28 protein-coding genes are annotated in these 21,861 nt (G+C 65.8%); 9 read left to right on the forward strand and 19 right to left on the reverse strand.

The features are described 5' to 3' along the window. Positions 1-102: 102 nt before the first annotated feature. From trxB to AC5RUU_RS16420, 3 genes are all read right to left on the reverse strand, one after another. Entirely contained in the window at positions 103-1,080 is a 978-nt protein-coding gene (gene trxB, locus AC5RUU_RS16410; RefSeq protein ID WP_493976261.1) for a thioredoxin-disulfide reductase, read from the reverse strand. 34 nt (positions 1,081-1,114) lie between these two features. Then, positions 1,115-1,549, reverse strand: a complete 435-nt coding sequence (locus AC5RUU_RS16415; RefSeq protein ID WP_493976262.1) for an arsenate reductase ArsC — start codon at positions 1,547-1,549, stop codon at positions 1,115-1,117. 139 nt (positions 1,550-1,688) lie between these two features. Next, positions 1,689-2,363 carry an arsenate reductase/protein-tyrosine-phosphatase family protein gene (locus tag AC5RUU_RS16420; RefSeq protein WP_493976263.1) on the reverse strand — a complete coding sequence of 225 codons (675 nt, stop codon included), beginning with the start codon at positions 2,361-2,363 and terminating at the stop codon, positions 1,689-1,691. Positions 2,364-2,409: 46 nt separating this feature from the next. On the opposite strand from AC5RUU_RS16420, the gene AC5RUU_RS16425 reads away from it, so the two are divergent. The 3 genes from AC5RUU_RS16425 (at position 2,410) to chrA (ending at position 4,797) form a co-directional block, all read left to right on the forward strand. Continuing rightward, on the forward strand, positions 2,410-3,162 hold the full coding sequence (locus AC5RUU_RS16425; RefSeq protein WP_493976264.1) for an aquaporin: 753 nt from the start codon (positions 2,410-2,412) through the stop codon (positions 3,160-3,162). 67 nt (positions 3,163-3,229) lie between these two features. After that, the gene (locus tag AC5RUU_RS16430; RefSeq protein ID WP_493976265.1) at positions 3,230-3,589 is read left to right on the forward strand and encodes an ArsR/SmtB family transcription factor; all 360 of its coding nucleotides are present in this window, start codon (positions 3,230-3,232) and stop codon (positions 3,587-3,589) included. After that, positions 3,586-4,797 carry a chromate efflux transporter gene (chrA, locus tag AC5RUU_RS16435; RefSeq protein WP_493976266.1) on the forward strand — a complete coding sequence of 404 codons (1,212 nt, stop codon included), beginning with the start codon at positions 3,586-3,588 and terminating at the stop codon, positions 4,795-4,797. Before AC5RUU_RS16430 ends, chrA begins: the two co-directional genes overlap by 4 nt. Here the strand turns inward: chrA and AC5RUU_RS16440 are convergent, their stop codons facing one another. Both AC5RUU_RS16440 and AC5RUU_RS16445 read right to left on the reverse strand, forming a co-directional pair. After that, positions 4,798-5,379, reverse strand: a complete 582-nt coding sequence (locus AC5RUU_RS16440; RefSeq protein ID WP_493976267.1) for a hypothetical protein — start codon at positions 5,377-5,379, stop codon at positions 4,798-4,800. It abuts the gene before it with no gap. Positions 5,380-5,392: 13 nt separating this feature from the next. Further along, positions 5,393-6,541 (reverse strand): zinc-dependent alcohol dehydrogenase, encoded by a 1,149-nt coding sequence (locus AC5RUU_RS16445; RefSeq protein ID WP_493976268.1) that lies wholly within the window; start codon positions 6,539-6,541, stop codon positions 5,393-5,395. Between the two features lie 232 nt (positions 6,542-6,773). Between AC5RUU_RS16445 and AC5RUU_RS16450 the strand changes: the two genes are divergently transcribed. Then, a complete protein-coding gene (locus tag AC5RUU_RS16450) occupies positions 6,774-7,286 on the forward strand; it encodes a DUF2243 domain-containing protein (protein WP_493976269.1) in 513 nt (170 codons plus the stop codon). A gap of 188 nt (positions 7,287-7,474) precedes the next feature. After that, positions 7,475-8,425: a manganese catalase family protein gene (locus AC5RUU_RS16455; protein ID WP_493976270.1), complete on the forward strand. Its 951-nt coding sequence runs from the start codon at positions 7,475-7,477 to the stop codon at positions 8,423-8,425. 59 nt (positions 8,426-8,484) lie between these two features. Here the strand turns inward: AC5RUU_RS16455 and ctaD are convergent, their stop codons facing one another. Further along, positions 8,485-10,236, reverse strand: coding sequence for an aa3-type cytochrome oxidase subunit I (gene ctaD / locus AC5RUU_RS16460; protein WP_493976271.1), 1,752 nt, complete (start codon positions 10,234-10,236; stop codon positions 8,485-8,487). After that, a complete protein-coding gene (gene ctaC, locus AC5RUU_RS16465; protein WP_493976296.1) occupies positions 10,237-11,058 on the reverse strand; it encodes an aa3-type cytochrome oxidase subunit II in 822 nt (273 codons plus the stop codon). A gap of 449 nt (positions 11,059-11,507) precedes the next feature. On the opposite strand from ctaC, the gene AC5RUU_RS16470 reads away from it, so the two are divergent. Then, positions 11,508-12,242, forward strand: coding sequence for a GAF and ANTAR domain-containing protein (locus AC5RUU_RS16470; protein ID WP_493976272.1), 735 nt, complete (start codon positions 11,508-11,510; stop codon positions 12,240-12,242). A 49-nt stretch (positions 12,243-12,291) separates the two neighbouring features. Further along, positions 12,292-12,558: a hypothetical protein gene (locus AC5RUU_RS16475; protein ID WP_493976273.1), complete on the forward strand. Its 267-nt coding sequence runs from the start codon at positions 12,292-12,294 to the stop codon at positions 12,556-12,558. Positions 12,559-12,632: 74 nt separating this feature from the next. Here AC5RUU_RS16475 and AC5RUU_RS16480 read toward each other — a convergent pair whose 3' ends face one another. The 4 genes from AC5RUU_RS16480 to AC5RUU_RS16495 all read right to left on the reverse strand — a co-directional run bounded on the left by AC5RUU_RS16480 (position 12,633) and on the right by AC5RUU_RS16495 (position 14,282). Continuing rightward, positions 12,633-12,908 carry a hypothetical protein gene (locus AC5RUU_RS16480; RefSeq protein WP_493976274.1) on the reverse strand — a complete coding sequence of 92 codons (276 nt, stop codon included), beginning with the start codon at positions 12,906-12,908 and terminating at the stop codon, positions 12,633-12,635. A 110-nt stretch (positions 12,909-13,018) separates the two neighbouring features. After that, positions 13,019-13,474, reverse strand: coding sequence for a hypothetical protein (locus tag AC5RUU_RS16485; RefSeq protein WP_493976275.1), 456 nt, complete (start codon positions 13,472-13,474; stop codon positions 13,019-13,021). Further along, positions 13,474-13,758 (reverse strand): hypothetical protein, encoded by a 285-nt coding sequence (locus AC5RUU_RS16490; RefSeq protein ID WP_493976276.1) that lies wholly within the window; start codon positions 13,756-13,758, stop codon positions 13,474-13,476. Before AC5RUU_RS16490 ends, AC5RUU_RS16485 begins: the two co-directional genes overlap by 1 nt. A gap of 239 nt (positions 13,759-13,997) precedes the next feature. Continuing rightward, complete coding sequence (locus AC5RUU_RS16495; RefSeq protein WP_493976277.1) at positions 13,998-14,282, reverse strand: DUF1540 domain-containing protein; 285 nt, start codon at positions 14,280-14,282, stop codon at positions 13,998-14,000. Between the two features lie 254 nt (positions 14,283-14,536). On the opposite strand from AC5RUU_RS16495, the gene AC5RUU_RS16500 reads away from it, so the two are divergent. Together AC5RUU_RS16500 and AC5RUU_RS16505 are read left to right on the forward strand one after the other, a co-directional pair. Next, positions 14,537-15,739 carry a carboxylate-amine ligase gene (locus AC5RUU_RS16500; RefSeq protein WP_493976278.1) on the forward strand — a complete coding sequence of 401 codons (1,203 nt, stop codon included), beginning with the start codon at positions 14,537-14,539 and terminating at the stop codon, positions 15,737-15,739. A gap of 4 nt (positions 15,740-15,743) precedes the next feature. Further along, positions 15,744-16,127: an ester cyclase gene (locus AC5RUU_RS16505; RefSeq protein ID WP_493976279.1), complete on the forward strand. Its 384-nt coding sequence runs from the start codon at positions 15,744-15,746 to the stop codon at positions 16,125-16,127. Here AC5RUU_RS16505 and AC5RUU_RS16510 read toward each other — a convergent pair. The 8 genes from AC5RUU_RS16510 to AC5RUU_RS16545 all read right to left on the reverse strand — a co-directional run bounded on the left by AC5RUU_RS16510 (position 16,124) and on the right by AC5RUU_RS16545 (position 21,746). Next, on the reverse strand, positions 16,124-17,299 hold the full coding sequence (locus tag AC5RUU_RS16510) for a serine hydrolase domain-containing protein (protein WP_493976280.1): 1,176 nt from the start codon (positions 17,297-17,299) through the stop codon (positions 16,124-16,126). The genes AC5RUU_RS16505 and AC5RUU_RS16510 overlap by 4 nt on opposite strands. A gap of 119 nt (positions 17,300-17,418) precedes the next feature. Next, positions 17,419-18,183, reverse strand: coding sequence for an ABC transporter permease (locus AC5RUU_RS16515; protein WP_493976281.1), 765 nt, complete (start codon positions 18,181-18,183; stop codon positions 17,419-17,421). Further along, entirely contained in the window at positions 18,180-18,962 is a 783-nt protein-coding gene (locus AC5RUU_RS16520) for an ABC transporter ATP-binding protein (RefSeq protein WP_493976282.1), read from the reverse strand. The genes AC5RUU_RS16515 and AC5RUU_RS16520 overlap by 4 nt, the downstream gene beginning before the upstream one ends. A 25-nt stretch (positions 18,963-18,987) precedes the next feature. After that, complete coding sequence (locus tag AC5RUU_RS16525; RefSeq protein WP_493976283.1) at positions 18,988-19,353, reverse strand: DUF1048 domain-containing protein; 366 nt, start codon at positions 19,351-19,353, stop codon at positions 18,988-18,990. A gap of 2 nt (positions 19,354-19,355) precedes the next feature. Next, complete coding sequence (locus tag AC5RUU_RS16530; RefSeq protein WP_493976284.1) at positions 19,356-19,700, reverse strand: PadR family transcriptional regulator; 345 nt, start codon at positions 19,698-19,700, stop codon at positions 19,356-19,358. A gap of 134 nt (positions 19,701-19,834) precedes the next feature. Then, entirely contained in the window at positions 19,835-20,581 is a 747-nt protein-coding gene (locus AC5RUU_RS16535; RefSeq protein WP_493976285.1) for an ABC transporter permease, read from the reverse strand. Positions 20,582-20,670: 89 nt separating this feature from the next. Further along, on the reverse strand, positions 20,671-21,123 hold the full coding sequence (locus tag AC5RUU_RS16540; protein WP_493976286.1) for a DUF4383 domain-containing protein: 453 nt from the start codon (positions 21,121-21,123) through the stop codon (positions 20,671-20,673). Further along, positions 21,060-21,746, reverse strand: coding sequence for a MarR family winged helix-turn-helix transcriptional regulator (locus tag AC5RUU_RS16545; RefSeq protein WP_493976287.1), 687 nt, complete (start codon positions 21,744-21,746; stop codon positions 21,060-21,062). The genes AC5RUU_RS16540 and AC5RUU_RS16545 overlap by 64 nt, the downstream gene beginning before the upstream one ends. Positions 21,747-21,861 lie beyond the last annotated feature (115 nt).

Genomic DNA, 21,861 nt, shown 5'->3' on the forward strand with positions numbered 1-21,861 from the left:
GGGGGTGGTGCGGAAGGGCTAGCAGCAGTCCTGACCGTCGTCGCAGCAGCCACTGTCGCCGCAGCATTCGGTGTTCATTCAGCTCACCCCCTTCCGTGCCCGTCAGCTGTGGGTGGGCTCTTCGACTAACGCCGTGGCGATGCTGTCCGCGTCGTCCAGGGCGGCGAGGTAGCGCTCGGCGTCCAGGGCGGCGGCGCAGCCCGTTCCGGCGGCGGTGATCGCCTGGCGGTACCGGTGGTCCACCGCGTCGCCGCAGGCGAAGACGCCGGACAGGTTGGTGACCGTGGTGGGGGAGTCCACCTTGATGTAGCCCTCCGCGTCCAGGTCCACCTGGCCGGCCAGGAGTTCGGTGCGCGGGACGTGGCCGATGGCCACGAAGATGCCGGTGGCCGGGTGGTGCCGGGTTTCGCCCGAGCGGGTGTCCGTCAGGGTCACGCCGGTAACCTTGCCGTTGCCGTGGATGGCGGTGACGGCGGAGTTCCAGGCGAAGCTGATCCTCGGGTTGTCCTTGGCCCGCTGGGCCATGATGCGGGAGGCGCGCAGTTCCTCACGGCGTACGACGACGGTCACGGACTTCGCGAACCGCGTCAGGAAGGTGGCTTCCTCCATGGCGGAGTCGCCGCCGCCCACCACGATGATGTCCTGCTCGCGGAAGAAGAACCCATCGCAGGTGGCGCACCAGGAGACGCCGTGGCCGCTGAGCTTCTTCTCCTCCGGCAGGCCGAGTTCCTTGTATGCGGAGCCGGTGGCCAGGATGACCGCCGGGGCCTGGTGTGTTTCGCCGCCGCCGGTGACCACCGTCTTCAGGTGGCCGGCAAGCCGGACTTCCGTGACGTCGTCGAACACTATCTTGGCGCCGAACCGCTCTGCCTGCTCCTGCAGTCCGTCCATCAGCTCAGGGCCCTGGATTCCGCCGGGGAAGCCGGGGAAGTTCTCCACCTCGGTGGTGTTCATCAGTGCACCACCGGCGGTGACCGAGCCCGCCAGCACCAGCGGTTCCAGGCCGGCGCGGGCGGCGTAGATGGCCGCGGTGTAACCCGCCGGGCCCGAGCCGATGATGATCAGCTGTTGGTTCGTCATGGAATTCTCCTCTGAAGTTACTGCGCGCCTGAACTTACTGCGCATCCGGGTGCTGCGCCGGCACCAGTTCGGTGATGAGGGCCTCGATGCGGGTCCTGATCTGGTCGCGGATGGGGCGGACGGATTCTACGCCCTTGCCCGCCGGATCTTCCAGCACCCAGTCCTCGTAGCGCTTGCCCGGGAAGTAGGGGCACTCGTCGCCGCAGCCCATGGTGATCACCACGTCCGAGTCCTTCACGGCCTCGGTGGTGAGGACCTTGGGCACCTCCGCGGACATGTCGATGCCCACCTCCGCCATGGCCTCGACCGCGGCGGGGTTGATCTGCTCGGCAGGCTGGGACCCGGCGGAGCGTACTTCCACGGCGCCCTTGGCCAGTGACGTCAGGAACGCCGCCGCCATCTGGGAACGGCCGGCGTTGTGCACGCAGACGAAGAGGACGGAGGGCTTCTTGTCAGTTTGGGTGGTCACGCGGTTTCTCCTGGAGTTATCACGACGGCGGACGAGCCGCGTGGGTGGTCGCTGCCTCCCGCCGGCTCATCAGAAAAGATTGATGGTGATCGATGTAGGGAGTATGGCGCTGGATATCGATGCTTGTCAATACGTTGCCCTAGGCGGCAACGAGGCGGGGTGCTAGGTCTCTGATGCGGTGCGAAATGTGCCCATATGCCTCCTCGAAAGCCTCGGAAGTGCCGTGCCGGACGGGATCGGGGATTGACCAGTGCACGCCCGGCAGGCCGGGGATTTCCTCGCGGGCGTTATCGCAGACGGTCACCACAAAGTCTCCCTCGTCCATGACCCGGTCCAACAGTTGGGGCGTGCTGTCCGGCAGGTGGAGGCCGTGGCGGGCGGCCACCTCAAGGGCGCCGCGCGAGATCCTGTCCGCCGGGTGCGTTCCCGCGGATGCCGCAGGGATCCCGCTTGCCTGCCGCCAGAGGGCAGCGGCGAGCTGGGAACGGGCACTGTTGCGCGTACATACGAAAAGGACCCGGCGTGCCGAATGGCCGCTACCCGGGACCAGGCCTTCAAGCGACCCCGCCACCAGCCGGATGTAGCTTCGCCGCCGGTCAGCCTCGGACCGGTGCCTGGCCACGAGTCCCGCCTCCTCCAGCGTGCGGAGGTGGTGGGCCAGAAGGTTGGACGGCATGCCCAGCTCCGCCTGGAGTTCCGACGGCGAGCGGTCGCCCAGCGTCAGCAGGTCCACAATGCGCAGCCGGCCGGCGTCCGCCAGTGCTGCATGTTTGGCAGCGCGGCGGCGAACAGCGGTATTTAGTTCAGCTTCCATTGACTCAAGTTTGACTGAGCTAATTTCGTCCGTCAAGCTGGTTGGCATGCAATCACCCCAGCCTGCCCTCTGGCGCCGTGCCCTTGCCGAGCTGCTCGGCACCGCCCTCCTCGTGGCTGTCGTCGTCGGCTCCGGCATCGCGGCCCAGCAGCTTTCGCCCCATGACGTCGGCCTGCAGCTGCTGCAGAACAGCACCGCCACGGTGCTTGGGCTGACGGTGCTGATCCTGATGCTCGGCCCGGTCAGCGGGGCGCACTTCAACCCTGCCGTTTCGCTGGCCGACTGGGCTCTCGGACGGCGCAGCGGCACCGGGCTGACGCTGCCGGAGACCGGAATATATGTCGCGGCCCAGGTGGCCGGGGCCATCAGCGGAAGTGTCCTCGCCAACGCAATGTTCGACGTCGGAACCTCCTTCTCCACGAAGGAGCGCCACACTGGCGGGCATGTGCTGGGTGAAGTGGTGGCCACCGCCGGGCTGGTGCTGCTGGTCTTTGCGCTGGCCCGGACTTCCCGCGGGGTGCTCGCTGCCCCCGCCGTCGGTGCCTACATCGGTGCCGCCTACTGGTTCACCTCCTCCACCTCCTTCGCCAACCCCGCCGTGACAGTGGGCCGCATCTTCAGCGACACCTTTGCGGGGATCGCGCCCGGTTCCGTGCCCGGGTTCGTGCTGGCCCAGCTCGCGGGTGCCGCCATCGGACTCGGTCTCCTGCTGGCCCTTTTTCCTGCTGCCGGCAAGGCGGCGGACAACGTGGTGGTCCCCCACCAGACCGAACCGGCGGATACGCATCCCCCCTCGTAGCCGGTTCCACCCAAAACCGTACTGCCGGCATATTGATGAATGTCGATATGGCGGCATAATGGGTTTCATGACCGCTGTGCTGCCACTTGCCCAGTCCGCGCCGGAAACGGACCCCTCCTGCTGCCCGCCTCCCGCCGGCGAAGCGCTTGGGGCCGAGGAAGCGAAAGAGGCCGCGTTGGTCTTCAAAGCACTCTCAGACCCCAACCGCGTGCGCTTGCTCTCGCTGGTGAAGGCCGGGGAATCAGGAGAGCGCTGCGTCTGCGACCTGACTGAGCCGGTCAGCCTGGGCCAGCCCACGGTGAGCCACCACCTGAGGATCCTGGTGGAGGCAGGGCTCCTGCGCCGCGAGAAGCGGGGCACATGGGCATACTACTCGGTTGTCCCCGGCGCGCTGGAGCGGGTTGCCGGGCTCGTGACGGCCCTGTGACGGGGACGGCGACGGCCACCGCCAAGGGTTCCGCGGGGGAGGTCTTCCGGGTCTTCCTGAAGCTGGGATTAACCTCATTCGGCGGGCCCATCGCCCACCTGGGCTACTTCCGCGACGAACTGGTGGAGCGCCGCAGGTGGGTGGACGACAAGGAATACGCGGACCTCGTGGCCCTGTGCCAGTTCCTTCCCGGTCCGGCGTCCAGCCAGGTGGGATTCGGTTTGGGACTGCACCGCGCCGGCACCCTCGGCGCCCTCGCCGCGTTCCTGGCGTTCACCCTTCCGTCCGCCGCCCTGCTGGTCGGCTTCGCCGCAGGCGCCTCGCTGTTCCAGGGCACCATCGGTTCCGGCATCCTCGACGGGCTGAAAATCGTGGCCGTTGCGATTGTGGCGCAGGCCGTCTGGGGGATGGCCAAAGCCCTCACGCCGGACAGGGAACGGGCATCCATAGCCGTGGTTGCGGCGGTGGCGGCCATCCTGCTGGCCGGCTCGCTGGGTCAGGTGGCTGCGATCGCCGTCGGTGCACTGGCAGGCCTGGTCCTCTGCCGCAGCGGAACCGGGAACGTCACGGGAGCGATGCGGTTCCCGGTCAGCAGGACCGCCGGAACCATCTGCCTGGTCCTGTTCCTGGCGCTGCTGGTGGGGATGCCGGCGCTGGCAGGGGCCACCGGTATTGCCGGCCTCACACTCTTCGACGCCTTCTACCGTGCCGGCGCCCTGGTCTTCGGCGGCGGACACGTGGTCCTGCCGCTGCTCCAGGCCGGCGTCGTCAATCCCGGCTGGGTTACCTCCGAGCAGTTCCTGGCAGGGTACGGCGCGGCCCAGGCCGTACCGGGGCCCCTGTTCACCTTCGCGGCCTACCTGGGGACGCTGTCCGGCGTCGGTCCGGGAGGCATTGCGGGTGCAGGCATCGCCCTGGCCGGGGTCTTCCTGCCGGGCTTCCTCCTCCTCACCGGTGTGCTGCCGTTCTGGAACAGGTTCCGTTCCCGCCCGGGGGCGCAGGCGCTGATGCGCGGCGCGAATGCGGCGGTGGTGGGAATCCTGGCCGCGGCCCTCTACAGCCCGGTGTTCACCTCGGCCATCACAGGGCCCGGCCAGTTCTGCCTGGGGCTGGCCTGCTTCGTGCTGCTCATCGCGTGGAAGGCGCCGCCGTGGGCGGTAGTGCTGGTGGGTGCAGCCGGGGGAGTCCTGCTCGGGCTGGCCGGCTAATCAGCGGCGGCGGGCCAACGCGCGCACCGCAGCCACGGCGCCCAGCCCGGCCAGCACCCACGGGCCGCCCACGACGACCGGGTCCAGCCAGGAGTGGTTGGTGTCCACCCGGCGCTTCCCAAACCGGGAGCTGAGGCCGCCCCGGGAGAACTCGCTGAGCACCCCCGTCTCCGTCACCGGGTTGTCCGGACGCAGGGTGGCCAGCGAACGCAGGTGGTGCTCCCAGGCGTCTACCCGGTCTGCGGCGATCAGCAGCAGCCAGTGCGCGGCCCGGCCCTCGCTGTACTTGGCGTAGGCGTACTTCCGGACCGCCCCCGAGGCACCCTTGGGCGGTGTCGAAGTTCCGAACACAGGCGTCACGAAGGCGTGCTCGATGGACCGCTCCCGGGGCCACTCCTCCTGCTGGCGTTCCGGGAAGTCCCAGTGCGCACCGGTCTGGATCCCGGGCTGTTCGCGGGGAAACGAGGGCCGGTCCGCCGGGTCGCGGTCCACGCCCCATCCCGGGATGCGCGCCCGCAGGTCCTCCGCGGTCTCCTTTAGTACAGCTTTGCCGGCGGTGTAAGGCGTTGGTATCTCAGCCATGGTGCTCTTCCTTTCAGGCCGGGGTGGACACAATGAGGGGCTTGATGCAGTCATCCAGCTTCGCCGAGAACATGTGGTAACCCTCGGCGATGTGCTCCAGCGGAATACGGTGCGTCACGATGTCGCTGGGCTTCAGGTACCCGTTCCGGATGTGCTCGAACAACCGCGGCCACTGGCGCTTCACCGGGCACTGGTTCATCCGCAGCGTCAGGCCCTTGTTCACGGCGTCGCCGAACTTCACGGCGCTGAAAATCGGCCCGTAGGCTCCCACCACTGACACGGTGCCGCCCTTGCGCACCGCGTCGATGGCCCAGTTCAGCGCTATCGGCGAGCCGCCCTGCAGCTTCAGTTTCGTGGCGGTCACGTGCTGGAGGAAGTTGCCGTCCGCCTCGGCCCCCACCGCGTCGATCACGACGTCGGCGCCCAGGTAGTCAGTGGCTTTCTTCAGGTGCACCACAATGTCGTCGTACTCGCCGAAGTTGTACGTCTCCGCATGCGCAAAGCTCCGGGCCTTCTCCAGCCGGTACTCCAGGTGGTCGATCACAATGACCCGCCCGGCACCCATCAGCCATGCTGACTTGGCGGCGAACAGGCCCACCGGCCCGGCGCCGAACACCACCACCGTGTCACCCTCCACAATGTCCCCGAGCTGGGCGCCGAAGTAGCCGGTGGGGAGCGCATCGGTGAGCAGCACCGCGTCCTCCTCGTCCATCCAGTCAGGAATCCTGGACGGCCCCACGTCCGCAAAGGGGACCCGGACGAATTCCGCCTGCCCGCCGTCGTACCCCCCGCAGGTGTGGGAGTAGCCGTAGATGCCGCCCACCGCCGTCGCGTTCGGATTGACATTGTGGCAGTTGGAGAAGAGGCCGCGGGAGCAGAAGTAGCAGGACCCGCAGTACACGTTGAACGGGACCATCACCCGGTCCCCGACGGCCAGGTTCTGCACCGAGGAACCCACCTCGTGCACCACGCCCACGAACTCGTGCCCGAACGTCATTCCCACCCGGGTGTCCGGCATCATGCCGTGGTAAAGGTGCAGGTCCGAGCCGCAGATGGCGCCGGTGGTGACCCGCACAATCGCGTCATTGGGGTGCTCGATTTTCGGGATGTCTTTTTCCTCGACCCGGATTTTGTACGGGCCGCGGTAAACCATTGCTCGCAAGGGGTGCCGCCTCAATGTTGGCTGGCAGTGGAAGGGTCCTGTCATGCAGGAGCCGCCCCTTGGCTCGAGGTCCCACCGCAGTGCTTCACAGGCTTCCATCTCGGGCAGGCGTGGTCAAGGGTTCTTTCGGCGGGCGACATTAGGGGTTTTCTCCGGTTGCGGCGTCCGACCCGCGGGTACGGACTACGTGAACAGGGCACCGTCCAGGTGCAACAGGCCAAGGGGAAGCGTCATGTCACAGGAATTTCCTGGCTCGCCGGCGGGTGCCGCTGCGGCGCCGGCGTTCGTGTTCGGGATGGGCGTGGGCGGCTTCGTGGACGGCATCGTCCTACACCAGATGCTGCAGTGGCACCACATGCTCAGCCACACCGAAGCCGGCAACACCAAGACCGTAGCCGGGCTGGAACTGAACACCCTGGCGGACGGGCTATTCCACGGCGCCATGTGGGTGCTGGTGGTGGCCGCGGCCATCCTGACCATCCGGGCCCGCCAGCAAGGCCGGTTGTCCGCGAGTTGGCGTTTCCAAACCGGCCTGGTCCTTGCCGGCTGGGGTGTGTTCAACGTGGTCGAGGGCCTGGTCAACCACCAGTTGCTCGGCATCCACCACGTCCGGGACGATCTGGGCGGTCCGCTGGCCTGGGACCTGGGCTTCCTGGCAATCAGCGTTGTCCTGGCCGTGGGCGGGTGGCTTCTATTCCAGGGTAGGCAAACGTCTGGAAAAAGCGGCGCATCTGCCGCAGGATAGTAAGCATGCTGATCAACTTCGCCGCCGCACCCGGCGGTCCGGCCGGCAAAAAGGGGTTGCCAAGGAAATACTAAGCATGCTTATGGTGTCGGTGTGACGGAATTGCTGTCCCCGGCAGCGGTCCGGCCATGACTGGGCCGGAAGCCTCAAGCCGGCAACAGCAAAACACGACAAGGGAGAGAATCACCATGTACCTGCATACTGAACTTCTCATTAACGAAATCGCTGCTGACGAGCCCGATCCGGCAGCAGCGAATGCCTTGCAGGAAGGCTTGGGCGGGCAATTCGGTGAGATGCGGACCATGATGCAGTACCTGTTCCAGAGCATGAACTTCCGCGGCGACCCGGCATCCAAGCCCTACAAGGATCTTCTCCAGGGTGTGGGGACCGAGGAAATAAGCCATGTGGAACTTATCGGCACCACCATTTCGCAGCTTTTGGACGGATCCCCCCGCTATCAGGGAAAGAAAACCGACCCTGTGGACGAGCCCGGGGCCAAAGGTGCCACACCGCTGAAAATCGCCCTGGACACAAGCAACATCCACCATTATCTGGTGGGGGCGCAGGGTGCACTGCCGGTGGACGCGGCCGGAAACCCGTGGAGCGGGTCCTACGTCTACAACAGCGGGAACCTGGTCCTCGACCTGCTCTACAACCTGATGCTTGAATCCACAGGCCGCCTCCAGAAATGCCGAATCTACGAGATGACGGAGAACAAGACGGCCCGGTCAACCATCGCCTACCTGATCGTCCGGGACCAGGCACACGAGAACGCGTTCGCCAAGGCGCTCGAAAGCCTGGGAGTGAATTGGGGCAAGGTCCTGCCGATCCCCAAAACCAACGCCGAGCAGTTCCCCGAAGTCAAAAAGCTGCTCGACGTAGGGCTGCAAAGCGTGCAGTACACCTTCAGCGCCGACAACCTCAGCCAGGCAGGCAAGCTGTATCGGGGCGCATCGCCGTCGAACGACGGTACCGAACTGAGCACCGATGTTATGCCTAAAGGCGTTCCGTTGACCATGTCCCCGGAACGCAAAGAAGAGTTTGCGCCGGGACTGGACCCCGAGTTGCTCGCACTCATCCAGGCAACAGCAGAGATTGAACTTAAGGAAGCCGACAACCCCCAAGTGGCAAAGGCATAACCCTCCTGGGCCGTTCGAAGCCCCTCACCCTTCCGGGTGAGGGGCTTCGTTCGCTTGTGCTACTTGTTCGGATCGGGGTCCCGGACGTCCCGCTCGCCGATGTCCGCCGCTCCCAGCATCCCGGCAGCGGCTCCGTGCGCCGGCGCGTGCTCCCGGACGCTCAGTTCAGGGTGGTGCAGGTCAAGTGCCGGCCGTTCTGAGCGGATCCGGGGCAGCGAGGTGAAGTTGTGGCGCGGCGGCGGGCACGAAGTAGCCCACTCCAGCGAGGCACCGAAGCCCCAGGGGTCGTCCACCGTGACCTTCTTGCCCGTCCGCCACGTGATGTACACGTTCCAAAAGAACGGGATCATCGAGGCGCCCAGCAGGAATGAACCGATGCTGGAGAACTGGTTCATCAGCGTGAAGTTGTCCTCGGGCATGTAGTCGGCGTACCGGCGGGGCATGCCCAGGACGCCCAGCCAGTGCTGGATGAGGAAGGTGGCGTGGAAGCCGAGGAACAGCATCCAGAAGTGGATCTTGCCCAAGCGTTCGTTGAGCATGGTCCCGGTGAACTTGGGCCACCAGAAGTAGAACCCGGCGAACATGGCGAACACCACGGTGCCGAACACCACGTAGTGGAAGTGCGCCACCACGAAGTAGGAGTCGGACACGTGGAAGTCCAGCGGCGGGGAGGCCAGGATGATGCCGGTGAGGCCGCCGAAAAGGAACGTTGCCAGGAAGCCGATGCTCCACAGCATGGGCGTTTCGAAGGTGATGGAGCCGCCCCACAAGGTGCCGATCCAGTTGAAGAACTTCACACCGGTGGGGACCGCGATGAGCATGGTCATGAAGGCGAAGAACGGCAGGAACACCGCGCCGGTGACATACATGTGGTGGGCCCACACCGTCACGGAGAGGGCGCCGATGGCAATGGTGGCATACACAATGCCCTTGTAGCCAAACAGCGGTTTGCGGCTGAACACCGGGAAGATCTCGGACACGATGCCGAAGAACGGCAGGGCGATGATATACACCTCGGGGTGGCCGAAGAACCAGAACAGGTGCTGCCAGAGGATGGCGCCGCCGTTGGCAGGGTCGAAGATGTGGGCGCCGAACTTCCGGTCCGCGCCCAGGGCAAACAGGGCTGACGCCAGCGGCGGGAAGGCCATAATGACCAGGATGCCGGTCACCAGGGTGTTCCACGTGAAGATGGGCATCCGCCACATGGTCATGCCCGGGGCGCGCATGCAGATGATGGTGGTGATGAAGTTGACCGAGCCCAGGATTGTGCCGAAGCCGGACAGGGCCAGCCCGAAGACCCACAGATCACCGCCGACACCCGGTGTGAAGGTGGTGTTGGACAGCGGCGCGTAAGCGAACCAGCCGAAGGAGGCGGCACCCTGCGGAGTGATGAACCCTGCCGTGGCGATCGTGGAGCCGAACAGGAAGAACCAGAAGGCCAGCGCGTTCAGGCGGGGGAAGGCCACGTCCGGGGCGCCGATCTGCAGCGGCATGATCACGTTGGCGAACCCGGCAAACAGGGGCGTGGCGAACATCAGCAGCATCAGCGTGCCGTGCATGGTGAACAGCTGGTTGTACTGCTCCTTTGTCTGCAGGATCTGCATGCCCGGCTGGAACAGTTCGGCGCGGATCAGCAGCGCCATCACGCCGGCCAGCAGGAAGAACGCGAAGGACGCGATCAGGTACATGTAGCCGATGGTTTTGTGGTCGGTGGAGGTGATCCAGCTGACCACAATGCTTCCCTTGGGGCGCTTGACCGTCGACGGCGCTGCGGTTGCCGACGTCACGCCCGTGTTCTGGGTGGCGGTCATTTAGGGTTCCGTCCTTTGTTGTGCCTCTTCCAGTGCCGGGCGTGCCGGGTTCCTGTCGTATTCATCGCCCAGGATGCCGGTGTTGCCGCGGGCCCGGAGATCCGCGATATGGCTGTCGTATTCCTGCTGGGTGACCACACGGACCCTGAAAAGCATCTCGGAATGGTACTCGCCGCAGAGTTCTGCGCACTTGCCGGTGAATTCACCGGTGCGGTTGGGCGTGATGTTGATGTATCGGTGGTACTGGTTATCGCCCGGGTACATGTCCCGCTTCTGCAGGAACTCCACCACCCAGAAGGAGTGCTGGACGTCGCGCGAGTTCAGCTGCAGTTCCACCGTTTTGCCCACCGGCAGGTACAGGGTGGGCAGCCTGTCCGGTGTGCCGTACTCGCCGGTCAGGTGGGCCTGGACACCCGGGTCCTCATGGACGTCCTCCTTGACGTAGCCGAAGTCCCAGGACCATTGCTTGCCGCGGACGTCGATCACCACGTCCGGGTTGGGGTCCCGTGCGTCGATGGCCCGCTGGTCCCGGTCGGTGAAAATGAAAAGCACGCCCACGATCATCAGCGGCACGGACAGGTAGAAGACTTCCAGCGGAAGGTTGTAGCTCATCTGCGCCGGAAATCCCTCGGTGCCCTTCCGCCGGCGGTAGGCGACTATTACCCAGATCATCAGGCCCCAGGTGATGATGCCGATGATCACCGCGGCGATCCAGGAATTGACCCACAGATCCGTAATCAGCGGGGTGTTGTCAGTTGTGTCGCGCTCGCCGGGAAGATAGCCGCGCTGTACTTCGGCGGTGCAGGACGTCAGCGCCGCCATGGCACCGAGGCTGGCGAGCAGGGCCGCGGCCCGCCGTGCTGTGTGGTTTGTTCGTGGCTTGTTACGCACGCGTGTCCCTCCGGAAGCATCCAGAGGCCCAACTGCATGAGCCCACACGTCCGGCTCGGGGCCGGGCGGCTGTGTGCCCACAGTAGCGCGGGAAGACCCCTGAGGGAAGAACAAAAATGGCGCTCCCGCCCCCGCGGAGCTCTTGTCCAGATATGCAGGCCAGCAGGCGCTCGGCCAGTGCCTCCACTCATGGCCGGCGGATGCGGGGACCTTTCGCCGCCGTCGGAATAGAAACGTTCCAGCAGGAATCCCAACGGGAGGGGCGGGCGGGTGCATTCGGGCGTACGCTGGGGGAAAGGCCCGGTGCCGGGCACTCCAGGTCCGTGTGTCTCCGCCCGAGCCAGGGCGGGTGCAGGGCATTACCAGGAATGAGGCCTGCCATGGCCGAAGAAGCAACACGCGAGGCGGAGTACGGCCGCCTGGACGAATTCGTGCTGAGCAGCTCCCAGGTTGAGGACTTCCTGCACGAGCTTGCCGTTTTCGCGGCCACGGACCTGTCCCGGCCTGGCTCGGATGTCAGTTGCGGGATTACCTTGGTCCGCCACAAGAAGCCCACCACGGTGGCCAGCAGTGATGCACGAGCCAGGGCCATGGACGAGGTGCAGTACAAGTCGAAGGAAGGGCCTTGCCTGGCAGCCATCCGCGACGGCGTCACGGTCCATGTTCCGGACCTCGCGAATGACGGGCGGTGGCCGGGCTACGCCGCTGCGGTAGGGGACGACACGATCAACTCCATCCTCGCGGTGCCCTTCCTTGCCGAGGCCGGGGCCAGCGCCGCCCTCAACCTGTACGCCGAGGGCAGTCATGGGTTTACCGACGAAGACATCCGGCGTGCCGGGGACTTCGCCCGGCACGCCAGCACGTCGCTGCGCCTGGCACTGCGGATCGCACAGCTGACGGATATGCGCAACGACCTGACGGAGGCCATGAAGTCGCGGACAATGATCGACCTCGCGACCGGTGCCATCATGGCCCAGAACCGCTGCAGCCAGGGCACAGCCATGGACATCCTCAAAAAAGCCTCGAACACCCGCAATGTGAAGCTTCGGGACGTGGCGGCGACAGTACTGGCGTCCATCAGCAAGGACGCGGTCAATACGCACTTTGATGCCTAACGGGCACCTGAACAACCAAATTCACGTTGCTGAACTTCGGGAGCCGGGAGTGAACGAGTCAGACCAGCAGATCCTCACGGTGAGCGTGATCGGCTATCTGGACATCACCCTTGTCCAGCTCTGGCACTACTACCTCAGCATCGGCGGCAGGGCCGACGAGGGGGAAGTCAACGCGTATGCGATGGAGGCGGGAGAGTTGCCGCTGGCCGAACGCGACCTCCTGGCCTGGGCAGTCAACGAGATGATCATTGATTCCCCCTGGCTGCCCCGCGCCCCGTACAGTGACACCCCGCTCATGCTGGAAGCGGAACAGTGACCCCAAAGCGTGTATCCCGGTGGTGCGGTCCGCAATGTTGTACCGGAAGCACCGGCAAAGCCTCCTCCGGAGCTTCACCCGGCGTTATCGTGCCCCTCCAGCTGGTCCGCATACGGGGCGCGCAGGGGCAGCGTCCCATCCACGATCTCGTTTGCGGCCATGGCCAGCAGGTCGCGTGCGGTGACGGGCAGGGACAGGACGCCTTCAACGTAAGCCTGGACCTCATACTCGCCGGCTGAACCACCCATACTGACATACTGCAGCCACAACTCGCCCACGGTGATGTCGGCTGCCTGCAGAACCTCCTTGAGCCGGCTGCGTTGCGCCGGCTCGTGTACATCGAAACCCAAGGCCCGCCCCTACCTTTCCCGCGGCGGAACCCCCGCGATCAGATTGGCGGACAACAGCAGTCCTTGGATACGGCTGATGTTGACCGTCAGGCCATCCAGGGCAAGCCGGCTCATGCCGTCGCCGGGCCGCTGCTGTCAGGAATTTCCATCTGGAAACCACAAACGCACCGCAGGACCCGGGTGGCCAGGTAAACGCCCAAAGTAGCCGGAAGCAGCCGGTCGCTGTAGGTCCCGCGAATGCTGCGCACCTCCGCTCCCGCGGCGCGCATGGGCCGTCCGCAATGGATGTGGTGCCCGCCGAACGCCAGCACGTTGGGGGTGTTGCCGGGGCGGTTCAGGATTCGTGCCACGTCGGTAACGTCGGCCGCCTGCGTGAACGGCACACCGCATCTGGTGCATAAGAAGGTGACCTCCACCCGGGAGTCCAACTCCGCTGCGCCTGAGACGAGCGGAAGGGTGTCGATAGCCGTGATCTCCAGGCTGTGGTCGGTCCTGCACTGATGGCAGGCCAGCGGGGACGGCCGGAAGTGCGGCGCACCCCGGAAACCGCTCGTATTGGTGGTCATCAGGCCACGGCCGGGTAGCTGTACAGGATGTAGTCCGCCGCGGCAGGGCCGGTCATGCGCAGCCGGGAGTCGTGGACATCCACCCCGCACCGGTGCATTCCGGCACGGAAGGCCAGGTCGGATTTGGGGACCAATCCGCGAAGGTTCGCCCAGCTGATGTACAGGCCGTACAGGCAGTCCGGGCCCAGCGTTGTATCGCTGGAGGGATCAAAGATAGTTGCTTCCTGAAGGAATTGTTCGAAATGCGAGGATGCCACGATGGGGCCCTTCCGCTTCTGCATCATGTGCTGCCGTTGGACTACAGCAGCTACTCCCGGTGCCGGTGCAGATCGGCTGGGGGAGGGCAGGGCATGAGGCCCGCCACACATCCGAATCTACCTGCGAGGGTGGTGAAAGTACAGAGGATGGCCTACGACGGCGGTGCGGCAGCAAGTGGCACGGCCAGAGTGGGTACCGGGTGCAGACAGCAACGGAGCACCCGGGGGCTTTGCAGTCCCGGGTGCTCCGAATGGTTCAGGTGTGGTTATGCGTGCGAGTAGGTGAGGCAGTCGGCGTTGTCCCGGCCGGGCCCGACGTGCACCTCGGTTGCGTTGCACATCAGGTGGTCGTTGTGGACGCATTCGCTGCGCTGGCAGGCTCCGACGTCGGCCAGGACCTTGGGCAGGCCGCCGTGAAGTCCCGTTTCAATGAACGTGGCGCAGTGCGCGTGGTTCTCGGCTCCGCCCACGGTGATGGCGGCGGCGTTGCAGTTCGTGTGGTCGTTAAAGGAACAGTTCGTTACGCTGCAGTCAGCGACGTGCGTTGTCATTGGAAAGTCCTCCTTGGCCGGCCACCCCGGATAAGCGGCCTTGTGCGTCTACCGTAAGCCCGCCCGGCCCAATCAAAAAGACCCAATAGTGTTCGCTAATTCCCATTTCCGGCGGCAAATTGATCAGCTCCCGCGCCAGTCCCGGCAGAGGTGGGAGCAGGCTCTTTCCGCTGATTGATAAGGGTGCTTATTATATTGTTCTCCACGGCGGCGGGATGCACCTGCAGTGATGGAACGAGTAAAGGACGACGGCGATGGACACCTATCCGGGTAACGGCACCTCCGGTGCGGGCGCACGCAGCGGTGGTGCAGGCGGTGAGGCCACCGGCAACGGGGGTCCGGGTGTCCGGACGTTCGGCGTGGAGGAGGAACTGCTCCTGGTGGACCCCGGCAGCGGCGGCGCGGTACCGATGGCGGGCGCGCTCCTGGACCTGTATGTCAGGCCGCTGGAATCCAGCGCCGGGCCTGTCCTGACGGCGGAGTTCCAACAGGAAATGATCGAGGTGGTCACCCCGCCGCACTCCACCATGGCTGCGCTGGAGGCGGACATCGTCGCCGGGCGGCTCATCGCCCGCCAGGCTGCGGAGGACGTGGGGGTGCGGGTGGCTGCGCTTGGTACATCGCCGCTGCCCAGCGATCCGCATCCGGTGCGGCTCCGGCGGTTCGCCGCGATCACCGAGGAGTACGGGATCACGGCGCGTGAGCAGCTGACCTGCGGGTGCCACATCCACGTCTCGATCGAATCCCCGGAAGAGGGCGTGGGGGTGCTGGACCGGATCCGGAACTGGCTGCCGGTACTGATCGCGCTCAGTGCCAACTCGCCGTTTTGGCACGGGGAGGACACCGGCTACGCCAGCTACCGGTCCCAGGTGTGGAACCGGTGGCCGTCTGCCGGGCCACTGGAGATCCTGGGCACGCCGGACGCGTACTTCCAGCTGGTGCATGACATGGTGAGCACCGGCGTCGCGCTGGATGAGGGCATGGTCTACTTTGACGCCCGGCTCTCCCGGCACTATCCCACCGTGGAAATCCGGCTTGCCGATGTGTGCCTGCGGCCGGAGAATACGGTGCTGCTCGCCGGGATCGCGCGGGGGCTGGTGGAAACCGCCGCGCGCGAGTGGCGGAACGGCGTCGAGCCGGTGGCCGTGCCCACCGCCCTGCTGCGGCTGGCGGGCTGGAAGGCGGGCCGCTGGGGACTGCGCGGGGAACTGCTGGATCCGGCGACCAGCAGGCCGGCGCCGGCGCTCGCCGTCGTCAATTCCCTGCTGAACCACATCGGCGCGGCGCTTGAAGACAATGGCGACCTGCAACGCGTGGAGGAGCTGACGGACAACCTGCTGCACGTTGGCACCGGCGCCGTCCGGCAGCTGGAAGTGTTGCACCGCACTGGGGACCTGGAGGACGTCGTGGACGACGCCGCCAACTGCACGGTGGGGGTCCCGGCAGGCGAAAGTTAGGACCATGGACAGCCCCCAAGTTTCGGTGATTCACCGCCTCGTGGACGAGGTGCTCACCGGCCGGCTTCTGGACGTGCTGGACGAGCTGTACGTCCCGTGGATGGTTCCGGTGGCCCGGCGGTGGCTGGAGCCGTTCCTCATGTCGTTTCCCGATACCCGCCTGGAGGTGCTGCATGTGGTGGACGGCGGCGACACCGTGGCGGTCCGCTTCCGCTGCTCCGGCACCCACCTGGGCCTGTGGCGGGGTTACGAGCCCACTGGCCGGCGGTTCGAGAACATCGATGAGGTGTACTTCTTCGTGTTCCAGGGCGACCGGATCGCCAAGGTGTGGGGCCTGGAGGACAACCTGGAGCGGTTCCGCCAGCTCGGACTGCTGCCGACGGTCTAGGGGCAGAGCCTGTCCAGCGTCTCCTGCAGCGCAGACTCCATCTGGCCGGACCACAGTTCGAGCCGGTCGGCCGATTCCGGGTCTTCCAGGGGTGTGGGGATCGGCGGCGGGACCAGGGTCATGGCGGCCTGGTACTGCCCGTCCGTACTGCTAAGGGCGAAGGTGCGGTAGGTCCAGAAGCCGCCCCGTCCTGCGAACCGGTCGTTGCCGTCGCAGCCCGGGGACATTCTCCACAGGCCCAGGCCATAGGGCGGGAAGTTGCCCGGGCTGGTCATCTCGCTCAGTGATGCCTGGGACAGCAGTTTCCCGCCGAAAAGCCCGGCGAAGAAGTCGTTCACGTCCGGCACCGTGGAGACCACACCGTAGGCGGCGGACCCTACTTCACCCGGAGCCTGCGCAACGTCAAAGCGCTCACCGCGCAAGGTGATGTAGCCGTGGACCAGCTTGGGGTCCTCGCGCAGGTCCCACTCCAGGAAGGTGCCCTCCAGGCCGAGCGGGGTGATCACATCCTCCAGGATCACGCGGGGATACGGCTTGGCCCGGAGCTTCTCGATCAGCAGCCCCAGCACCACGTAGTTGGAGTCTGAATACTGGAACGACCCCACGTTCCTGGCCTCCCAGGGCAGGGACGCGGTGAGCTCCAGCTGCCTCTGGATGGTGAGGCTTTCGCCCAGAAGCCGGGGGACGTCGTCGACCGTCCTCTCATTGGCAGTCTGGAACGTGGGCATGCCGGAGGTGTGGGTTAAAAGCTGCCGGACCGTGATGGGCCCGGGCGGGCGGAGGACGGTGGTGAAGCTGTCCAGCACGCCGTTCACGGGATCGTCCAGCCCGATCAGGCCGTCCTCCACGAGCTTCAGCACCGAGACTGCCGTCATCGTCTTGGTCACGCTCGCCACGGCGACCAGGTCATCCGTCTGCGCAGAGACCCGGGTGCCGAGATCCCGGACGCCATAGGCCTTCGAGAACCTCCCGCCGGGCCATCTCACTTCCGTGATGGCGGCTACCGCGCCCTGGTCGATGAAGGCGCGCATGGTGCGGTCCAGGGAGTCGGTGGCACCCTGCTGGGTGGGGGAGGGCGACGGCGTCGGCTCCTCGTAGGTGCAGGCCGAGGCAAAGAACAGTACGACGGCGGCTGTCGCCATCCTGCGCAGGAGCTTGGGTGTCTTTTTCATGGCGCCGCCGGGGCCGGGGAAGTGCCGGAAAGTAGCGGCCTTGGGCGGCGCCGTCCCAGGCCAATGGGTTGCGCGGCGCCGCAGTTTCAGTGCTTCCCATTGTAGTTTCGCGGGGGCGTTTAGGCGGCCTTGCGCCGGTAGGCAGCGATTGCGAGGGCATAGCCGGCCACCAGGATGCCGGCGAGCCAGGCGAGGGCAATCCAGATGTCGCTTCCGATTGGCTCCTGGGCGAACAGGGCGCGGACCGCGTCCACGATGGATGTCACCGGCTGGTGCTCGGCGAACCAGGCAACCGGCCCTGGCATCGAGCCCGTTGGCACAAACGCGGAACTGATGAACGGCAGGAAGATCAGCGGGTAGCTGAAGGCGCTCGCACCGTCCACGGTCTTGGCCGAGAGCCCGGCCAGCACGGCGATCCAGGTCAGCGACAGGATGAACAGGACCAGGATGCCGGCGACGGCAAGCCAGGCGGCCACGGATGCTCCGGTGCGGAACCCCATGACCAGGGCGACGGCGACGACGACCGCCACCGAGGCAAGGTTGGCTGCCAGCGAGGTCAGCACGTGCGCCCAGAGGACGCTTGAACGCGCGATCGGCATGGACTGGAACCGCTCGAAGATCCCGCCCTGGAGGTCCAGGAACAGCCTGTACGCGGTGTAGGCGACACCGGATGCAATGGTGATGAGCAGGATGCCGGGAAGCATGTAGTTGAGGTACGAACCCCCCGATCCGGTGTTGATCGCGCCACCAAACACGTAAACGAACAGCAGCATCAGCGCGACGGGGGTGACCGCCGTCGTGATGATCGTGTCCGGGCTCCGGAGGATGTGGCGCAGGGAGCGGTTGGTCAAAACCGCCGTGTCGGCGAGAACATGCGTACTCATCGTGGTTCCTTTCGCGTGTCACCGACGAGGGCCAGGAAGATGTCCTCGAGGGAGGGCTGCTTCTCCACGTATTCCACCTTGGCCGGTGGGAGGAGCTGCTTGAGTTCGGCGAGGGTGCCGTCCTGGATGATGGTGCCCTCGTGGAGGATCGCGATGCGGTCGGCGAGCTGTTCGGCCTCGTCCAGGTACTGGGTGGTGAGGAGCACGGTGGTGCCCTGTCCGGCGAGGTGCCTGACCGTCTGCCACACCTCGATCCGCGCCTGCGGGTCCAACCCAGTGGTCGGTTCGTCGAGGAAGATGACCGGCGGGTTGCCGATCAGGCTCATCGCGATGTCGAGCCGTCGCCGCATGCCGCCGGAGTAGGTGGACGCTTTGCGGTTTCCCGCCTCGGTCAGGTCAAAGCGGGCGAGCAGTTGGTCCGCGGTGGCACCGGGATTGTTGACGTGGCGGAGCCTGGCTACCAGCACCAGGTTTTCCCGGCCGGTGAGCACTTCGTCGACGGCGGCGAACTGGCCGGTCAGGCTGATCGCCTCGCGTACGGCACCGGGTTCCGTGCCGACGTCGAAGCCGTTGACGGTGGCGGTGCCCGCGTCGGCCTTGAGCAGCGTGGACAGGATCCGCACCAGGGTGGTCTTGCCGGCTCCGTTTGAGCCGAGCAGCGCAAAGACGCTTCCCGCCCTGACGTCGAAGTCGACGCCGCGCAGCACCTGCAGATCCTTGAAGGATTTCTCGATGCCCCGCACTCGGACCGCTGGCTCAGGGGAATGGTTGGTGGTCATGTCCGGTTCTCCGTTCCCGGCGCGGTTACGCGTCGCCGGCCGCGGCCTGGTTGATGGCGTCCGTCAGGCGCTTGCGCTCCTTGTTGATCCACTGGCCGTCCGAGTAGTTCTGGATGAAAGCCTCCGCGAACTCCACCGGGTCATCCCCGACGATGTCGCGGATCGGGGTGCCGTCGGCCGCGGCCCGCTCAATCAGGTCTGCGAGGTCCTCGAGCATCTGCATGAGGACATCGCCCTTGACGATGGCGCCGGCGTAGGTGAAGTAGCGTTCAAGTCCGTCGATCGCCGTGCGGTAGCGAGGGGGAAGTTGTTCCTTGCGGGCCTTGTACTGCCGCCAGCGCTTCTTGTCGTCGAATGAGCCCGTGATCTTTTCAAGCCATCCATTGGCCATGGTTACTCTCCTTGTTCCCGCGGGTGTTCTTGGTGGAGCTGTTCGATCCGTTCTGCCAGGAAGCCCCAGGTCCGCCAGAACTCTTCGAGGTACTCGGCGCCCAGGGCGTTCAGCGAGTAGACCTTGCGGGGCGGACCCTTTTCGGACGGGACCTTTTCCACGTCCACCAGGCGGCGCTGCTCGATCCTGATCAGCAGCGCGTAGACGGTGCCTTCGGCGATGTCGGAGAAGCCCTGTTCGCGCAGGCGCGCCGTGATGTCGTAGCCGTAGGCCGGCTGTGCGGCCAGGATCGCGAGGACGATGCCCTCCAGGGTGCCCTTCAGCATTTCGGTCATCTGCTTGCCCATCAAGGCCCCCTCTCAACTACTCAGTGTTACTAACTACCACTACATAGTATCGCTGACTACCGAAAGTACAAGGGCTCCGCCGAAAGCAATCCAGATGCCAGGCAGGCGGACGCGGAGAACCTTGGACGGAGTGGCTACAGCGCCTCCGGGCGTACCTTCACGGCACGCAGGGAGCGGAGGAGTGTCACTGCGGTCAGCGACCCGGCCGCCATGATGGAGGCCAGCACCACCACCTGGAACCGGCCGGCCTCGAGGGGTGAGGCGCCACCGAAGATGGCGCCCACGAAAGCGCCGGGGAGGGTCACCAGGCCGGTGGTTTTGGTCTGGTCCGTGGAGGGGATCAGGGCTGAATGCACGGCCTGGCGGGCCTGCGTGAGGGTTGCCCGGCCGGCGGTGGCTCCGAGTGCCAGCCAGCCTTCCACTTCGTCCCACTGCTCCCGCACCGCCTCGTAGAACCTGCGGCCGGCGAGGACGGCGATGCTCATGCAGTTGCCGATCACGATGCCGCCCACGGCCAGGACGTACCGCGGCGTGAACTCGATGGCCCCGGTGCCGAACACAACGCTGAGGGTCACCGCTATGCCCGCGGCCATGGTTGCCGACACCACGGCGAACCGCTGCCATGACCACGCCAGCCGGCGGGTTGCCGTCACAGACGCCACGGTGAACATGACCAGCAGTGCCGCAGCCACCCACAGGGGATCGGTGATGATGCCGCCCAGCACCAGGCTGATGAGCGCCAGCTGGGCGGCACCCCGGAGGACGGCTGCGGCGGGAGCAATGTACGACGGCGTGCGCGAGCCCCAGAGGACTCCCACCGTGAGTGCCACCAGGATGGCGAGGGCCACGAGCGTGGGCGCCAGGGTGGCAAGGGACGGCATCCTGCCAGCCTATAGGGACGGGCAGGGACGGACGCCAACCGGTCTTGCCGGTTACGTCCGTCCCTGCCCGGATCGGTAGTGAAGTTGTTTTAGCGGGTTGTTGCGCGGTTGGTGTCGCGGGAGAGCAGTAGGGCCAGGGCGATCATGGCGACGCCGAGGACGAAGTGGAGCCAGTTGTCCGCGGTGTTGACAGGGACGAAGTTGGCGGGAGTGTCCTGGCCGATGAGGAGGCCGTAGAGCCACAGAACGAGGTAGATGACTCCGCCGTAGAGCAGGTAGTTGCGGGCCTGTCCGTTGGTGCGGGACATCAGGATGCCTGCGGCTCCGAAGAGCAGGTGGACGATGTTGTGGAGTATCGAGACCTGGAAGATGCCTAGCAGGAGTGCCCCGGATTCGTGGCCTGCGAAGGTGAGCGTCTCGTAGTTGCTGGTAATGCCCGGAATGAAGCCCAGGACTCCTACCAGGAGGAAGACTGCGCCTACTGCCTGGGCTGCCTTTTGAAGGGTTGTTTTGGGTCCCGTGGCGCGGTTTGTTGTAGCCATTGGCGTGCTCCTGATTCGTTGAGGTGTGTGCTTGTGATGTCTTTGGGGGTGGAGGCTTGGGATCCCTGGTGCGGGTTTCGGGCCCGCCGCCGGGGGAGGGGAGTGTGCTCGATATCCCTGAGTTGCCCGATGTGTTGTTCGAGGTGGTGGCGCAACTCGGGCGCGGCCTTAGGTTCGGGCAGCGACTGAACCAGTTCCTCTGCCGTTGAGAGTGCTGCCCGCCCGGCCGGTGTCAGGCGGATGTTGGCGCTCCGTGCATCTGTTGCCTTTTCCTTGGCCAGGAACCCCAGGCTGTGGAGGCGGCCCAGGACCTTGCCGAGGCTTTGCCTGCTGACGCAGAGCAGTTCGGCCACGTCGGAGGCAGTGGCAGGTTCCAGTTCAGCCACCGCCTCCAGCGCATCCAGTGCCCCCTGGGTCAACCTGAGCCGCGCGAGCTGGCGGTTGACCCTGCGCTCATTGAGGCGGGCCGCGATGCTGACCAGCCGGTGGAAGGCCCACGGGTCGGCGCCCGGGATTTGGGAGTTCATGTGCCGGGGGCCGCCGGCGGGTGGTTGCTGGTTCGGATCCGGCTGCTGCCCCGCTGGGTCGCGGGGCAGCTCCGGCATCCTGTCCTGGCCGCTCACGTGTTTTGGACGTTGTCCTTGGCGTCGGTGGCGCGGTCTTTGACGTCGGTGGCGGCGTGTTGGCCTTCGGTTTTGATGTTTTGGGCTGCGTCGGTTGCGGTGGCTTTGACGTTTT

The organism is Arthrobacter sp. K4-10C (genome assembly GCF_059090085.1).

What these genes read in the sequence shown, in the direction of transcription:
- trxB (WP_493976261.1), bottom strand. Translation starts at nt 1,080, where the DNA reads ATGACGAACCAACAGCTGATCATCATCGGCTCGGGCCCGGCGGGTTAC.
- AC5RUU_RS16420 (WP_493976263.1), bottom strand. Translation starts at nt 2,363, where the DNA reads ATGGAAGCTGAACTAAATACCGCTGTTCGCCGCCGCGCTGCCAAACAT.
- AC5RUU_RS16425 (WP_493976264.1), top strand. Translation starts at nt 2,410, where the DNA reads ATGCAATCACCCCAGCCTGCCCTCTGGCGCCGTGCCCTTGCCGAGCTG.
- AC5RUU_RS16430 (WP_493976265.1), top strand. Translation starts at nt 3,230, where the DNA reads ATGACCGCTGTGCTGCCACTTGCCCAGTCCGCGCCGGAAACGGACCCC.
- AC5RUU_RS16440 (WP_493976267.1), bottom strand. Translation starts at nt 5,379, where the DNA reads ATGGCTGAGATACCAACGCCTTACACCGCCGGCAAAGCTGTACTAAAG.
- AC5RUU_RS16450 (WP_493976269.1), top strand. Translation starts at nt 6,774, where the DNA reads ATGTCACAGGAATTTCCTGGCTCGCCGGCGGGTGCCGCTGCGGCGCCG.
- AC5RUU_RS16455 (WP_493976270.1), top strand. Translation starts at nt 7,475, where the DNA reads ATGTACCTGCATACTGAACTTCTCATTAACGAAATCGCTGCTGACGAG.
- ctaD (WP_493976271.1), bottom strand. Translation starts at nt 10,236, where the DNA reads ATGACCGCCACCCAGAACACGGGCGTGACGTCGGCAACCGCAGCGCCG.
- ctaC (WP_493976296.1), bottom strand. Translation starts at nt 11,058, where the DNA reads ATGGCGGCGCTGACGTCCTGCACCGCCGAAGTACAGCGCGGCTATCTT.
- AC5RUU_RS16470 (WP_493976272.1), top strand. Translation starts at nt 11,508, where the DNA reads ATGGCCGAAGAAGCAACACGCGAGGCGGAGTACGGCCGCCTGGACGAA.
- AC5RUU_RS16485 (WP_493976275.1), bottom strand. Translation starts at nt 13,474, where the DNA reads ATGACCACCAATACGAGCGGTTTCCGGGGTGCGCCGCACTTCCGGCCG.
- AC5RUU_RS16490 (WP_493976276.1), bottom strand. Translation starts at nt 13,758, where the DNA reads ATGATGCAGAAGCGGAAGGGCCCCATCGTGGCATCCTCGCATTTCGAA.
- AC5RUU_RS16495 (WP_493976277.1), bottom strand. Translation starts at nt 14,282, where the DNA reads ATGACAACGCACGTCGCTGACTGCAGCGTAACGAACTGTTCCTTTAAC.
- AC5RUU_RS16500 (WP_493976278.1), top strand. Translation starts at nt 14,537, where the DNA reads ATGGACACCTATCCGGGTAACGGCACCTCCGGTGCGGGCGCACGCAGC.
- AC5RUU_RS16505 (WP_493976279.1), top strand. Translation starts at nt 15,744, where the DNA reads ATGGACAGCCCCCAAGTTTCGGTGATTCACCGCCTCGTGGACGAGGTG.
- AC5RUU_RS16510 (WP_493976280.1), bottom strand. Translation starts at nt 17,299, where the DNA reads ATGAAAAAGACACCCAAGCTCCTGCGCAGGATGGCGACAGCCGCCGTC.
- AC5RUU_RS16515 (WP_493976281.1), bottom strand. Translation starts at nt 18,183, where the DNA reads ATGAGTACGCATGTTCTCGCCGACACGGCGGTTTTGACCAACCGCTCC.
- AC5RUU_RS16520 (WP_493976282.1), bottom strand. Translation starts at nt 18,962, where the DNA reads ATGACCACCAACCATTCCCCTGAGCCAGCGGTCCGAGTGCGGGGCATC.
- AC5RUU_RS16525 (WP_493976283.1), bottom strand. Translation starts at nt 19,353, where the DNA reads ATGGCCAATGGATGGCTTGAAAAGATCACGGGCTCATTCGACGACAAG.
- AC5RUU_RS16530 (WP_493976284.1), bottom strand. Translation starts at nt 19,700, where the DNA reads ATGGGCAAGCAGATGACCGAAATGCTGAAGGGCACCCTGGAGGGCATC.
- AC5RUU_RS16535 (WP_493976285.1), bottom strand. Translation starts at nt 20,581, where the DNA reads ATGCCGTCCCTTGCCACCCTGGCGCCCACGCTCGTGGCCCTCGCCATC.
- AC5RUU_RS16540 (WP_493976286.1), bottom strand. Translation starts at nt 21,123, where the DNA reads ATGGCTACAACAAACCGCGCCACGGGACCCAAAACAACCCTTCAAAAG.